The sequence below is a fragment of the Pseudomonas syringae group sp. J248-6 genome (genome assembly GCF_032586995.1).
In the GTDB taxonomy this organism is placed as follows: Bacteria; Pseudomonadota; Gammaproteobacteria; order Pseudomonadales; family Pseudomonadaceae; genus Aquipseudomonas; species Aquipseudomonas amygdali.
Window position 1 is genome coordinate 64,487 of sequence record NZ_JAWHOP010000019.1, and the last position, 14,405, is coordinate 78,891.

The window sequence follows — 14,405 nt, forward strand, 5'->3', positions numbered from 1 at the left end:
CTCCCTGGCTAAGTGATGGATCAGCCGCGAGTCGATTGCGGCAATTCGGCGACCAGACGCAACGATGCGGTCAGTTCATCCAGTTGGTAATGCGGACGCAGGTAAGTCACGGCCTTGTAGACGCCAGGCTTGCCAGGCACTTCAAACACTTCGGCACGCGCTTCGCGCAACGGGAACTTGGCCTTGGCTTCCTGACTGGCGGTGTCATCCAGCAACACGTAGCTGGACAGCCACTTGTTGAGGAACAACTCGACATCTTTGCGCGATGCAAAACTGCCGATCTTGTCGCGCATGATCGCTTTCATGTAGTGAGCGATACGCGAGGTCGCGAAGATGTATTGCAGTTGCGCCGAAAGACGAGCGTTGGCGTTGGCAATGTCGGTGTTGTACTGCTTCTGCTTCTGGGTCGACTGAGTGCCGAAGAATGCGGCATAGTCGGTGCCTTTGCAGTGCACCAGAGGAATGAACCCCAGGTCCGACAGCTCTTTTTCGCGACGGTCGGTGATGGCAATTTCAGTCGGGCATTTCAGCGCGATTTCGCCGTCATCAGTCTTGAAGGTGTGGGTCGGCAGGCCTTCGACCAGACCGCCGCCTTCCACGCCGCGGATCGCCACACACCAGCCGTAGCGGGAGAACGCATCGGTCACCCGGGTGCCCAGTGCGTAGGCAGCGTTCATCCACAAGTATTTGTTGTGGTCACGGCCGTCGACGCTTTCGACAAAGTTGAATTCTTCGACTGGCGTGGTATCCGGGCCATATGGCAGGCGACCCAGCACGTGCGGCAGAGTCAGGCCGACATAGCGGGAGTCTTCAGAGGCGCGGAACGACTTCCACTTGGCGTATTCGACCGTATCGAAGATCTTCGCCAGGTCGCGAGGGCCGGCCATGTCGGTGAACGAGTCCCAACCGAACAGCTCAGGCGATGCAGCCGAGATGAATGGTGCGTGGGCGGCGGCTGCCACGTGGGAGATCTCTTCCAGCAGGTACATGTCTTCCGGATTGCGGTTGAACTCGTAGTCACCCAGCAACATGCCGAACGGCGCACCACCGAAGGTGCCGTACTCTTCTTCGTAGATCTTCTTGAACAGTGCGCTCTGGTCGAATTCGGACGAGGCCTTGAGGTCTCGCACAAGGTCTTTTTTCGACGCGTTGAGCAGGTGAATTTTTAGCGTGGTGCTCGTCTCGGTCTGGTCAACCTGATACTTCAGACCGCGCCAGGACGCTTCCAGTTGCTGAAACTCACTGGCGTGCATGATTTCGTTCATTTGCTCGGAGAGCATCGAATCGATCTCGGCGATGCGCGCGTCGAGCACGGCAATCAGGTCCTTGCTTGGCGTCATTTCGCCTTCAAGTACCTGTGCCACCAGTTCGCCGATCAGATCGCGGGTACGGGTGCGCTCGGTTTCGGAGCGTGCAACGCGGCTTTCGGAAATGATGCTGTCGAGCAGGGAGGATTGCGGGGCGAAGTTTTCAACTTCAACCAGAGCGCTGTCCTGCTGAGTCACGGGTTGCTTATCGGTCATCGTCAGGCTCCTCCTTACTCTTTGCTGTCGGTGGCAGGAACGGCGGCTTCACGGCCGAACTCCTTGCCCAGGGTTTTCAGCTTTTCAGTGTTCTGCAACACGTCCATCAGCAGTTCTTCAAGCTTGTCGTTGCCACCCATCTTGTTACGCAGGTCAGCCAGCTTGTTGCGCACTTCCAGCAGCTTGCGCAGCGGTTCGACCTGACGCACGACGTTTTGCGGCTCGAAGTCTTCCAGCGCATTGAAGTTCAGCTCGACACCGAGTTGGGTGCCGTCTTTTGCCAGGGTGTTGTCGACGCGATACGCCAGGCGCGGCTTGATGCCTTTCAGGACGCCGTTGAAGTTGTCGCGGTCGATGAAGATGAACTTGCGATCCTTGAGTTTGGGCAGCGGCTCCAGCGGGTTGCCGGAGAAATCGCCCATAACGCCTACAACGAATGGCAGCTCTTTCTTTTCCTGAGCATCACCAATTTCCACGTCGTAAGTGATATGAACCCGAGGCGCGCGAACGCGGTCAAGTTTGTGCTGGGTACTTTCCTTCTTCGCCATCGTCATCTCCTGTGCGAGCAACTCGCTGCAAGTCGTTTGCGTACCGGGCCTGGACAGGCCAGGCGCGATTAGAGTCCTTCAATCGTCAGCAAAAGGCGCTGACGGATTTCATCGTTCATTTCCAGAATGTTTTCGTGCCCGACCAACTCTTCGAAGCTTGTATTGCCTGCGATCTGCGTGCTGTTGCGAATGACCGACTCATCCGGCAGCTCGGAGCGCACCGGTGAGCTGATCACGCAGAACGGCAGATCGCCGAAGTCTTTCAAGCGCTCGAAACTGACCGGGAAGCGCAACCCTTCGAAAAGGCGGCTCATGCCCGGTGACTTGCTCAGGCAATAGAACAGGACCAGATAATGCACAACGTAGCGATACAGCTCGGCGCTACTGCGATTCGGGTCCTTGATTACCTTGCGAAACTGCGCCAGATCGAACGAGTTGAAGCCCACCACCCAGCGCACCGGGCTGGTGATGCGTATGGTCTGCCCGCTTTGTGACAGCACCATGTCGTATTCGAGCGGGAACAGCTCGGGCGTCGTACTGATCAGGTTGAGCGGCACTTCCAGTTCATTGACCAGCTTGAACGGCTCTGCCGATGCAATGCGGTCATAGAGCTCCTTGAGCTCCTTGAAATGGTGCTGAGTTTCTCGACCGCTGCTGCGTTGCGCGCCCTGCAGGTATTCACCGAAGAATGTCTGCGGGCGTATCAGCAACGCGAGGGTCGACAGATAGTCGGACGCCTGCACCTTGAGCGCGTCAGAAATAGCGCGCGTCTGCTTGCGCAGCTTGATCAATGCTTCTATATCGAACGTCTGAGTCATCGGTACATCGTCCTTGAACCCTTCACGACCGCTTCCCGGATCAGACCGGGGACGGGGAAGAGTTGCGAATTTCTCGACTGCACACCTGCTCATGAAGTGGTTTTGCCATGTGCGTAAAGCAAAACGCACCGCCACTATGAGGAAGGATTTGGTGCTGGCATATAGATGTCGTCTAGCCAGCAGTGTGGTCTATGGCACTATTTTCAGTAGGAAAGTTCCTACAGACGGTGGATATTTTCTCGGTTTTGTTACAGTAAGCAATGATTGCTATGAGCCACTACTGGTTAATATTGCAGCAGTAATGTAGCCGTAAGCCTTGATTTATAAGGGCTTTGGAGCGTTATCTGGATCCGATTTCGAACGCAATTAAGCTTAAAAAGGTAAACTTATTTGCCCGCTGTTTGCGCCGTCGAGACGATAAAATCACGATGCCGTCTTGTGAGCTGATATTTCTAGGATGAGGGATGATGGCACCGCCAGTGGTGCAGGTGGCAGCAGGAGAGTGAGTGAGCGCACGCCGATTGTTGCCGAGCGCAAGGAGGAAGGTGCTTGCTGATAAACGTCCCCGGATTTTCTTGCAGCAAATAAAAAACCCGCCGAAGCGGGTTTTTCCAAGACCATCCCGACTTCCTGTCGGACGCCTCCCAGGCGATGGTCGATCATCCTTGATCCTGGTGAACTCCCTGTTCACCACTTGATGGATCCAATCTTATGCGCCGCGTGCAGGTTCGGAAATAGCCAAGTTCCCCCGCCGCGTGTAAGCCTTTCGCTATACCTCACGTGTTCATGCTCGAACAGCGGGGTGAGGGGCAGGGATGCTGGCGTCAGGAAAGATTTTGCATCTGCAGGTTTGCCGACAGCAAAAATCGCAGGCAATAAAAAACCCGCCGAAGCGGGTTTGTACCAAGACCATTCCAACTCCCTGTCGGCTGCCTTCCCGGCGATGGTCGATCGTCCCTGATCCTGGCGAACTCCTTGTTCGCCAGTTGTTGGATCCAATCTTACGGCGCTGATGACAAGTGAAAAATAGCCAACCTTCCCCAATGCGTGTAAGCCTTTGGCTATACATGTGTAAGGTTTTGTATGTGGATGACCGTGAACGCACGCATCAAAAAAACGGTTTTAGCGGCGAAACTGTTGGTCCAGAGGGGTTCAAGGTGTTGCTAAGGCGAGAAAGTCGCCGCCACTTCACAATAACGCTGCTCGGCATTTTTACTGTCCTCGTCGCGATTTCGGGCAGCACGTTTGGTCCACTCCCGGCATTCCTCCTTGAAGTTGACCTGCGCAGCCTTGCGACACTCGCGCCGTTCGAATGAGCGAATGGCGAAGTTTTCGCAGACGCTGTCGCCGTCGATGGTGTTGCCGTAAACCCGCCACTGCGCCCGATAGCGGTTTCTGCCGTCCCATTCACGGATGGAGGCCGTTGCGACGCTGTAGGGCCGAGCCGGGCGAGCGGGGTTGCGTGCAGCGTTGGCCTTGAAGTCGGCCATGTAGTCTGCGGACACCATGCCTTTCGCCGGTTCTGCCTGAGCGGGACGAGGGACCTGGCCAAAGCGACAGTTCAACACGCTCTCATCAATGACATTGCCGCTTTTCATGCAGTTATCCAGCGGCTGCACGGCGGCGGGCTGTTCCCTGGTTGCGGCGACAGGTAAAAGGTCGGGTGCCTTGGTCGACGGCGCCGGCGCGGGGCTTGCCACCATTGTCGGTTCGCTGTCGATCATGGTGGTCTCTGGTTCAGGTGCAGGTCGCTCGACAGGTGGTGCCAGTGCCACCTTTGGGCTTCGTGCATGAGACACAAGCAACCCGGCCAGGCAACCCGCAACGATAAGGCCTGCCAGCCATAGCCAGTAGGACCGCGACTTGTCCGGTCGAGCGCTGAGTTTACGGCTTGGATGTGCGCCCAGAACGACATCGACCTGGCCCGGCACAAGGCGCTGAATGCGGATGATCCCGTCGTCTTCGGGTTGCTGTGTGGAATCCATTCCTGCTCCAGATCAAGCGGTATGAAGGTGAGCGCCGCGCCTGCTGACGCAGCAGGCATGAAATCTCAACGTTATCGGCCACGCGCCGTGTTTCTGTAACGCTTTGGTGGTGTATGCATTTGGCCTGTCGCGCTAAGGTTGGGACCGTTTTGTTTGACTGATGGATGAACCGCGAATGCACCAGCGTCTTGAGCAGGTTTTTGGTTACACGCAGTTCCGGCCAGGCCAGGAGGCAGCGATCAGCGCCGTGCTGGCCGGACGCTCGGCTGCGGCAATTTTCCCGACGGGCTCAGGCAAGTCGCTATGTTACCAATTGCCTGCGCTACTGCTGCCCAATCTGACGCTGGTGGTGTCGCCGTTGCTGGCGCTGATTCAGGATCAGCTTGCCTTCCTGCATCGCCACGGCATTGCGGCGGCAAGCATTGATTCGGCACAAAGCCGCGATGATGTCGCCGACGTCATGGCTCGCGCGCGTTCCGGAGAGCTGAAGATCCTGATGATCTCGGTCGAGCGCCTCAAGAACGAGCGTTTCCGCAACTTCATCGCCCAGATGCCGATTTCCTTGCTGGTGGTCGACGAGGCGCACTGTATTTCGGAGTGGGGGCATAACTTTCGGCCTGATTATCTGAAGCTGCCGGACTACCAGCGCGAATTCAACATCCCTCAGGCTCTGCTGCTGACGGCGACCGCGACACCGCAGGTCATTACCGACATGCAGGACAAATTCGCCATTGCCCCCGAGGATGTCATCACCACCGGCTTCTACCGCGCCAACCTGCACCTGTGGGTCAAGCCGGTCAGCGGGCGTGACAAAAGGCGGCTGCTGGTCGAGTGGCTCAATGAGCGGCGCGGCCAACCGACAATCGTTTACGTGACGCTGCAAAAGACCGCCGAGCATGTCGCGGTGCACCTTGAGCAGAATGGTCTGCCTGCCAGTGCTTACCATGCCGGGCTGCCCAACGATCAGCGCGAGTCGATTCAGAAGCGTTTCATGGGCGGCAGCCTGAACTGCATCGTGGCGACCATTGCGTTCGGAATGGGTATCGACAAAAGCGACATCCGTAATGTGGTGCATTTCGACCTGCCCAAATCCATCGAGAACTACAGCCAGGAAATCGGCCGGGCAGGGCGCGATGGTGGTGCCTCGGATTGTCTGGTGCTGGCCAACCGCGACAGCCTCAATGTGCTGGAAAACTTTGTGTATGGCGACACGCCGGAGCGCGAAGGTATCGCCCGTGTGCTGGCGGATCTGCTCGATGCACGCCATGACGGGCAGTGGGAGTTTCTGCTCGGGCCGCTGGCGGATCTCAGCAATATCCGTCAGCTACCGTTGAAGACCCTGCTGGTGCAGCTGGAACTGCGCGGAATCATCGCACCGCGTTACGCTTACTTCGCCGAGTACCGCTTCAAGTTTCTGCTTCAGCCGCACGACCTGATGACGCGTTTCGAGGGTGAGCGGCGCGAATTCGTTCAGGCGTTGATCGATACGTCCAGCCGGGCGCGTACCTGGGCCACGGTCAACTTTGACGCGATGTACCAGCAATACGGTGCCGAGCGTGGGCGGGTGGTCAAGGCGCTGGATTACTTTCAGGAAAAGGGCTGGATCGAGCTCGAAAGCAAGCAGATGACCGAGGTCTACAGCGTGTTGCGCAGTGACTTTGACCCGCAGGCGCTGAGCGTCGAGCTGCACGATTATTTCGCCCACCACGAGGCCACTGAAGTTGCGCGCATTCATGCAATGCTTGAGGTGTTCTCCAGTGATCAGTGCCTGACTCATCGGCTGGCACGCTACTTCGGTGATCACAACGCGCCCGAGCAATGCGGCCATTGCTCGGTCTGCCACGGTCAGATCGCCCATCTTCCACAGCCTCCCGCGTTGGAGCCTCTGGAGAGCCGGGATTTTCAGCAGGTGTGCGGCGATTTTATCCACAAGCATCAGGACTACACCGGCCAGCCGCCCAGCGCCGAATGCCTGACGCGCTTTCTGTGCGGCATCAGCGTGCCTTTGTTCACCAAACTCAAGGCTCGCGCCACCGGCGGTTTTGCCTTGCTGGAGGATTATCCGTATGCGCAGGTGAGGGCGTGGGTGCAGGCGATGCTCTAAAACAAAACCGGCCGCTCAAGAGCGGCCGGTTTTGATTCATCAGTAAATCAGTAAATAGCGGCTGTATCAGTCACGATGACGACGATGGCCGTGGTGCTTCGGGCGACGGTCATGATCGCGATAGTAGCGACGATCATCACGGCCACCTCGATAACGACGATCATCGCTGCGGCTTTCGTTGCCCATGTAGTTGCCAAGTGCGGCACCACCACCGCCGCCCACCGCCGAGCCGATCAGGCTGCCGGTGCTGCCGCCAACGCTGCGGCCTACAACGTTACCGCCTGCTGCGCCCAGACCGCCGCCAATGGCTGCTTCTGTACGGTTGCGACGGTCTGCACCGACCGCACCGCCGGCTGCGCCACCCAGGCCAGCGCCAATCGCTGAACCGGTGCTGCCGCCGAGCTGTTGACCGACGACCGAGCCGAGTACCCCACCCAATGCTCCGCCTGCGCCTGATTCGAGGTTGCCTGCAGAGGCTGCACCGCTGATCAAGGCAAGAGACAACAACAGTATCGAGGAATACTTCATGTATGGAATCTCATAGGGATGACGGCGCGATCTTGGTGTCAAGTGAAGAATGTAGCAATGCAATTCCGACGAGTAACACGATTGCCATACAAACTGCTAAGTTATTGTTTTGGCTAAGGAACTTAAGTCGGAAAAGAGAGTCTGAGGTTACTTGTGAAAGGCCCGTTTCCAGCGAAACGGGCCTTTTTTGTGGGCGTCTTTTAAGGACGTCAGATGATGCGGGCGGACTCTGCCGATCGCTCAAGACGGATGGCTACGAACTTCGACGTTGGCGTGCTGCTGCCATCGCCAACGCTTTCCAGCGGTACCAGCGGGTTGACCTCTGGGTAGTAGGCCGCAGCCTGACCGGCCGGAATGTCGAACGCCAGCAGGGTGAAGCCTTTGACGCGGCGCTCGCGGTTGTCGCTCCAGATTGAGATCACGTCAGCTTTCTGACCCGGCTGAAAGCCCAGACGAATGATGTCGGCTTCGTTGACGAACAGCACATCACGCTGGCCTTTGACGCCGCGATAACGGTCGTCCAGGCCATAGATGGTGGTGTTGTACTGATCGTGCGAGCGCATCGATTGCATGATCAGGTCCGGAATCTGCCCGGTCGAGCTGATGTCTTCATGGATCAGGCTCAGCGGCAACGCGTTGGATTTGAAGTTGGCGCGCGTCGAGGCTGTGTTCCAGCGGCGTGCACCGGCGGCGTTGCCCAGGTAGAAGCCACCCGGATGTTTTACGCGCTCGTTGAAGTCCTTGAAACCGGGGATGGTATCGGCGATCAGGTCGCGAATGCGGTCATAGTCTTCGACCAGCCACAACCAGTCCACAGGTGCCTTGCCCAGTGTTGCGTTGGCGATACCGGCGATGATCGCAGGCTCGGAACGCATCTGCTTCGACGACGGCTTCAACTGTCCGTTGGACGCGTGGACCATGCTGAACGAATCTTCCACCGTCACGGCTTGTGGGCCGTTGGCCTGGATGTCGATGTCGGTACGGCCGAAGCACGGCAGGATCAGCGCGTCCTTACCATGGAACAGGTGGCTGCGGTTCAGTTTGGTGCTGATCTGTACGGTCAGGTCGCAGTTGCTGAGGGCTTCTGCAGTGCGATGGCTGTCCGGTGTTGCCTGGGCGAAGTTGCCGCCCAGCGCGATGAACACCTTGGCGCGACCTTCGGCCATGGCGTGAATGGCTTCGACCACGTTGTGGCCATTTTCGCGGGGTACTTTGAACTGGAAGCGTTTTTCCAGAGCATCGAGCAGGAACACCGGTGGGCGCTCGTTGATGCCCATGGTGCGGTCACCCTGCACGTTACTGTGACCGCGCACCGGGCACAGGCCTGCGCCTGGACGGCCAATGTTGCCGCGCAGCAGCATCAGGTTGGCGATTTCCTGAATGGTCGCAACCGAATGGCGGTGCTGGGTGATACCCATTGCCCAGCACATGATGACGTTCTTGCCCTTGGCGTACATGCGTGCTGACTGTTCGATGTCAGTAAGCGGCAGGCCGGACTGCTCGACAATCTCGTCCCAGGACGTGTCATCGATGGCGGCCAGGTATTCAAGCACGCCTTCGGTGTGTTCGTTGAGGAACGCGTGATCAAAGACCGACGGCTCATTCGCCAGCTGTGCATCACGCTCCCATTGCAGCAGGAACTTGGCCATGCCGCGCAACAGCGCCATGTCGCCGCCCAGGGCAGGGCGGAAGTAGGCGGTGTTGGTCGGACGGTCACCGTTGGTGAGCATTTCGACCGGGTGCTGAGGGTGCTGGAAACGCTCCAGACCACGCTCTTTCAACGGGTTGACGCACACCACCTGCGCGCCGCGTTGTACCGCTTCACGCAGGGGTTCCAGCATGCGCGGGTGGTTGGTGCCGGGGTTCTGGCCGAGGACGAAGATGGCGTCGGCGTGTTCGAAGTCTTCGAACGTCACGGTGCCCTTGCCCACGCCGACGCTTTGCGACAGCGCTACACCACTGGCTTCGTGGCACATGTTCGAGCAGTCCGGGAAGTTGTTGGTGCCATAGGCGCGCACGAACAACTGATACAGGTACGCCGCTTCGTTGCTGGCGCGACCCGAGGTGTAGAACTCGGCCATGTTCGGGCTGGGCAGGTTCTTCAGGTGCTTGGCGATCAGCGCGAATGCGTTGTCCCAGCTGATCGGCTTGTAACGGTCAGTTTCGGCATCGTAGGCCAGAGGCTCGGTCAGGCGGCCCTGATACTCAAGCCAGTAGTCGCTCTGCTCCAGCAATGCACTGACGCTGTAGCGGGCGAAGAAGGCCGGATCGACACGGCGTTTGGTGGCTTCCCAGTTGACCGCCTTGGCGCCGTTCTCGCAGAACTTGACCATGCCGCTTTCCGGCGAATCGCCCCACGCGCAGCCAGGGCAGTCGAAGCCGCCATTCTGGTTGGTCTTGAGCATCATGCGCAGGTTCTTCAGCGCGTTGTCACTGCCCAGCCAGTGTTGCGTCACGCTGATCAGTGCGCCCCAGCCGCCTGCCGCACCTTTGTATGGCTTGTAGCGGGGGATAGGTGTCTTGTCGGCTTGATGATGAGTGCTCACGCTTGAATCTCCATCGCAGGGCTATAGACCCGCGGCGCACTGTGCTGCGGCAGGTGAATTAAATTGAGGTTGTGGCGGCGGGCCCATTGCAGGGCCAGGCCGGTGGGCGACGACAGGCTGACCAGGGTCTGGATGCCGGCGCGCAAAACTTTCTGAATCAGTTCCAGACTGCAGCGGCTGGTCACTATGGCAACGCCACCGGTCATGGGGATGTCCTGACGGATCAGCGCGCCGATCAGCTTGTCCAGCGCGTTGTGGCGGCCGATGTCTTCGCGGCCCAGCAACAACTTGCCGTTGCCGTCCATGAACACCGCGGCATGCACAGCGCCACAATGGCGGCCAAGCGGCTGGAACTCACCGATGCGCTGACGCAGGCCTTCCAGCCACTCAATCGGCGGCAAGGTTGCGCCGGGCAACACGTTCAGCTCGGGCAGTGCCTGCTCTACCGCTTCAACGCCACAGAGCCCGCAACCGCTGGTGCCGGCCAGTTGCCGACGCTGTTGCTTGAGTTCCCAGAAGGCACGGCTGGCGATTTCGACTTCGGCCTGCATCGCCGAGCCGCAACCGCTGATTTTGAAGTCGTAGATTTCGTCCTGCGAGGCAATGATGCCGCTGCCCAGGCTGAAGCCGACGATAAAGTCTTCCAGATCGGTGGGGCTGACCAGCATGACTGCCTGGCTGATGCCGTTGTAGGCAATCGCCAGTGCCACTTCTTCGGCAAGTTCGTTACGTGCAGAGTCCGTGCCCTCGAGGTTCGAGTAGCTGTAAGACTGGCTTGCTTCGGGGGCTGGCGTAGCAAAGGACGCCGAGCTGACCTTGCGCGTAACGGGCATGGGCTGAAATACCGGCAGAATGACATCTGCAAGACTAGGCCCGTTCTGGTAAATCGTCTAATCGCTAGTGCTGATGTGCCGATAGATGACGTCGATCAACGCTCTAGCGCGGCATTTCTGCTACCAGTGCAAAGCAGGCTTCAGCCAGTGCCGAGCGCGGTGCACTGCGGCGCATGATCAACCCCAGCCGGGCCAGCGTACGGGCGTCGGCGATCGGGTGCAGGCGCAAATGTTCGGTGAGCGTTTCCAGACCGCCATCCAGCGGCATGATCGCGCAGCAAAAACCGCCATGGACGGCCTGCAGCAACTGATGAACGGCATCGGTCTGGATCAACGGATTGGGCTGAAGGCCACGGCTGTGGAAGTTGTGATCGATCGATTGGCGAAAATGCATGCCGCTGGTCAGAGTGCCCAGCGGCAATTCGACCAGATCGGCCCAGCTCAACGGTTCGTCACCGAAGGTAAAGTGCCGACGGTCATACAGCAGCCCCATGCGCGTGTCGTCCAGGGTCAGCGAGTCGAAGCGTTCAGTGTCCAGCCGCTCCAGATAAGAAACGCCCAGATCGATACGATTGCTCGCCAGTTGTTCCAGCACCTGCTCGGAACTCAGTGACGACAGCTCGAAGCGCAGATTGGGGTGCATCTGGTGCAGCCGGTGCAGCAATGGCAGCGGATCGAAGCTCGACAGCGGCACTACACCCAAGCGCAATGTGCCGACCAGATGCCCCCGGCAGGCAGCCGCTTCCGCCTGCAGGCCGTCGTAGGCCGCCAGTACCGTGCGTGCCCAGGCCAACACGCGTTCGCCAGGCGCAGTAAAGCCTTCAAAACGCTGGCCCCGATTGACCAGGGGCAAACCGAGCTCTTCTTCCAGATTGCGCAGGCGCATCGACAAGGTGGGCTGGGTGATATTGCAACGCGCAGCCGCATGGCCGAAGTGCCTCGTTTCATCGAGGGCGATCAGAAACTTAAGTTGCTTGATGTCCATATTCACTCCGCTGGGCCGTCCAGACAGCCGATTCTACGCGTTCAGGCTGAAGGATGGAGCACGCCCTTGATCAGCTCCCGATAATCGTCCACCGCAGCGAACTCTTCAGTGTCTTTCGGGCCTTTCTGGCTGTTGGGCTGGCTGACGGCCAGCAAATGGGCTACACCAAAGTGGCGGGCGCTGCGCAGGATCGGCAAGGTGTCGTCGATAAACAGACTGCGTGCCGGGTCGAAGGCTGTTTCGGCCTTCAAGGCGTCCCAGAAATGCTGGCTTTCCTTGGGAAAGCCGTAATCGTGAGAGCTGATCAGGCGTTCGAAATAAGGCGCCAGCTCGATTCGCTCCATCTTCAGCGACAACGAATCACGGTGCGCGTTGGTGATCATGATCACCCGTTTGCCTGCTTGCTTGATGGCGGCGAGAAAGGTCTCGGCGTCCGGGCGCAGTGCAATCATGTGCGCAATTTCGCGTTTCAGGTCGCGAACCGACAGTTTAAGCTCGGCGCTCCAGAAATCCAGGCAGTACCAATTGAGCGTGCCCGCGTTGTTTTCGAACAGCGGCTTTAACTCCAGCCAGGCCATGGCGAAACTGACGCCGTGTAGCTCGGCATAACGCTGCGGCAGGTGTTGCATCCAGAAGTGTTCGTCGTAATGCAGGTCGAGCAACGTGCCGTCCATATCCAGCAGGACGGTATCGATTTCGCTCCAGGGCATGGAAAGCATTCAGGCCTCGTCAGGGGTTGAGAGCGGGTAAGCATATCCGACACAGACATCGGGAAAAGCTCGGTATAGTACCTCGTTCATGTAAAGGAGCCTGTCATGCGTCAGAAACCTACCGTACTTGCCCGTGCAATTGTCGCCAGTAGTCGTCTGTTCCGCGTTGAAGAGCTGCAACTGCGCTTTGCCAATGGCGTCGAGCGGACCTACGAGCGTCTGGCCAGCCGGGGGACGGGGCCCGGCGCGGTGATGATCGTGGCCATGCTCGATGCCGACCACGCGGTATTGATCGAAGAATATTGCGGTGGTACCGATGCCTACGAGCTGTCCCTGCCCAAGGGGCTGATCGAGCCCGGCGAAGACGTGCTGGCAGCCGCCAACCGCGAACTCAAGGAAGAAGCCGGTTTTGGTGCCCGGCAACTGGAATTGTTGACTGAACTGTCGCTGTCCCCCGGTTACATGAGCCAGAAAATTCAGGTGGTCCTCGCCACTGACCTTTATGAAGAGCGGCTGGAAGGCGACGAGCCCGAGCCGATTCGGGTCGACCGGATCAACCTGCGCGAGCTGTCGAGTCTTGCGCAGAATGCTCAGTTTAGTGAAGGCAGGGCGCTTGCGGCGCTGTACCTGACCCGTGACCTGCTAACCCAGCGTGGATTGTTCCTGCCATGACCGATTCGTTACAAAACCTGCCGCACCCGCTGCTCGCCCCGGTGATTGAACTGGTCCGCCAGGCGGGCGAGGTGATCCTGCCGTTCTGGCGAGCCAATGTCACCGTCACCACCAAGACCGACGACTCGCCAGTGACCGCCGCCGACCTGGCAGCCCATCAGGTATTAGTCGAGGGTTTGCAGGCGCTTGATCCGAGCATTCATGTGCTCTCTGAAGAAGATGCCGACATCCCGCTCAGCGAGCGAGCGAAATGGGAGCGCTGGTGGCTGGTCGATCCACTGGACGGCACCAAGGAGTTCATCTCCGGCAGTGAAGAGTTCACCGTCAACGTCGCGCTGATTGAACACGGCCGTGTGGTGTTCGGTGTGGTGTCGATGCCCACCAACAACCGTTGTTACTTCGGCGGTGCAGGGCTGGGTGCCTGGCGCAGCGATGACATCGACCACCTCCAGCCGATTGCCGTGCGCACTCAGCCGGGCGAAGGGCAGACCTTTACCGTAGTCGCCAGCCGCCGCCATTCCAGTCCGGAGCAGGAGCATTTGCTGGCTGGCCTGTCGAGCGGGCTTGGGCATTTGCAGCTGACCAATATCGGCAGCTCATTGAAATTCTGCCTGCTGGCCGAAGGTGCTGCCGATTGCTACCCGCGACTGGCCCCGACTTCGCAGTGGGACACCGCTGCGGCGCAAGGCGTGCTTGAAGGCGCTGGTGGCGAAGTGCAGCAACTGGACGGCAAACCGTTCAGCTACCCGGCACGCGAATCGCTGCTCAACCCGTTCTTCCTGGCATTGCCTGCCAACGCCGAATGGCGTGACAAACTGCTGGTGCTTGCGCAGTCCTGAGGCCGGCTTCAAGGCCTCTGCCCGGCGAGCGTGGGAGCGAGCCGGGCGACGCTTCGCGTGCTCGCGAAGGTGATTGTTCAAACGATGAATTTTCGCAGATTGCACTGGCCTCTTCGCGAGCAAGCTCGCTCCCACAGGTCTGCGTACAGTGCATCCAATGCGTGCAGCTTCACTGGCGCAACACGAACTGCCCGACAAAGCGCACGGCCTTTTCTTCGCTTGAAACAGGTATGCAGGGGCGAGCGTGCTCTTGTGGGAGCGAGCCGGGCGACGCTTAGCTTGCTCGCGAAGGCGATGGTTCAGACGATGAATTT

General features: G+C 58.9%; 13 protein-coding genes. 3 read left to right on the forward strand and 10 right to left on the reverse strand.

Annotation, left to right across the window (positions count from 1 at the left end; all coding sequences use genetic code 11):
* Positions 1–20: 20 nt before the first annotated feature.
* From tssC to RYC17_RS21180, 5 genes are all read right to left on the reverse strand, one after another.
* A complete protein-coding gene (gene tssC / locus RYC17_RS21160; RefSeq protein WP_046720167.1) occupies positions 21–1,523 on the reverse strand; it encodes a type VI secretion system contractile sheath large subunit in 1,503 nt (500 codons plus the stop codon).
* Positions 1,524–1,537: 14 nt separating this feature from the next.
* Entirely contained in the window at positions 1,538–2,071 is a 534-nt protein-coding gene (tssB, locus tag RYC17_RS21165; protein ID WP_005734097.1) for a type VI secretion system contractile sheath small subunit, read from the reverse strand.
* Between the two features lie 68 nt (positions 2,072–2,139).
* The gene (locus RYC17_RS21170) at positions 2,140–2,889 is read right to left on the reverse strand and encodes a hypothetical protein (RefSeq protein WP_002551426.1); all 750 of its coding nucleotides are present in this window, start codon (positions 2,887–2,889) and stop codon (positions 2,140–2,142) included.
* A 423-nt stretch (positions 2,890–3,312) separates the two neighbouring features.
* Complete coding sequence (locus RYC17_RS21175; protein WP_147468582.1) at positions 3,313–3,552, reverse strand: hypothetical protein; 240 nt, start codon at positions 3,550–3,552, stop codon at positions 3,313–3,315.
* Positions 3,553–4,052: 500 nt separating this feature from the next.
* Positions 4,053–4,874, reverse strand: a complete 822-nt coding sequence (locus tag RYC17_RS21180) for a hypothetical protein (RefSeq protein ID WP_058400025.1) — start codon at positions 4,872–4,874, stop codon at positions 4,053–4,055.
* Between the two features lie 175 nt (positions 4,875–5,049).
* On the opposite strand from RYC17_RS21180, the gene RYC17_RS21185 reads away from it, so the two are divergent.
* Complete coding sequence (locus RYC17_RS21185) at positions 5,050–6,978, forward strand: ATP-dependent DNA helicase RecQ (protein WP_058400026.1); 1,929 nt, start codon at positions 5,050–5,052, stop codon at positions 6,976–6,978.
* A gap of 66 nt (positions 6,979–7,044) precedes the next feature.
* On the opposite strand, the gene RYC17_RS21190 is transcribed toward RYC17_RS21185, so the two are convergent.
* From RYC17_RS21190 to yrfG, 5 genes are all read right to left on the reverse strand, one after another.
* A complete protein-coding gene (locus RYC17_RS21190) occupies positions 7,045–7,506 on the reverse strand; it encodes a glycine zipper domain-containing protein (RefSeq protein ID WP_002551428.1) in 462 nt (153 codons plus the stop codon).
* A 209-nt stretch (positions 7,507–7,715) separates the two neighbouring features.
* A complete protein-coding gene (locus RYC17_RS21195; protein ID WP_005734100.1) occupies positions 7,716–10,052 on the reverse strand; it encodes an FdhF/YdeP family oxidoreductase in 2,337 nt (778 codons plus the stop codon).
* A complete protein-coding gene (gene fdhD / locus RYC17_RS21200; RefSeq protein ID WP_316904380.1) occupies positions 10,049–10,885 on the reverse strand; it encodes a formate dehydrogenase accessory sulfurtransferase FdhD in 837 nt (278 codons plus the stop codon). The genes RYC17_RS21195 and fdhD overlap by 4 nt, the downstream gene beginning before the upstream one ends.
* Before the next feature lie 103 nt (positions 10,886–10,988).
* Positions 10,989–11,870, reverse strand: coding sequence for a LysR family transcriptional regulator (locus RYC17_RS21205; protein WP_002551430.1), 882 nt, complete (start codon positions 11,868–11,870; stop codon positions 10,989–10,991).
* A gap of 41 nt (positions 11,871–11,911) precedes the next feature.
* Positions 11,912–12,589 (reverse strand): GMP/IMP nucleotidase, encoded by a 678-nt coding sequence (gene yrfG / locus RYC17_RS21210; RefSeq protein ID WP_316889377.1) that lies wholly within the window; start codon positions 12,587–12,589, stop codon positions 11,912–11,914.
* A 96-nt stretch (positions 12,590–12,685) separates the two neighbouring features.
* Between yrfG and nudE the strand changes: the two genes are divergently transcribed.
* Positions 12,686–13,252, forward strand: coding sequence for an ADP compounds hydrolase NudE (nudE, locus tag RYC17_RS21215; RefSeq protein WP_058400028.1), 567 nt, complete (start codon positions 12,686–12,688; stop codon positions 13,250–13,252).
* Complete coding sequence (gene cysQ / locus RYC17_RS21220; RefSeq protein WP_316904381.1) at positions 13,249–14,091, forward strand: 3'(2'),5'-bisphosphate nucleotidase CysQ; 843 nt, start codon at positions 13,249–13,251, stop codon at positions 14,089–14,091. Before nudE ends, cysQ begins: the two co-directional genes overlap by 4 nt.
* The last annotated feature ends 314 nt before the right edge of the window (positions 14,092–14,405 follow it).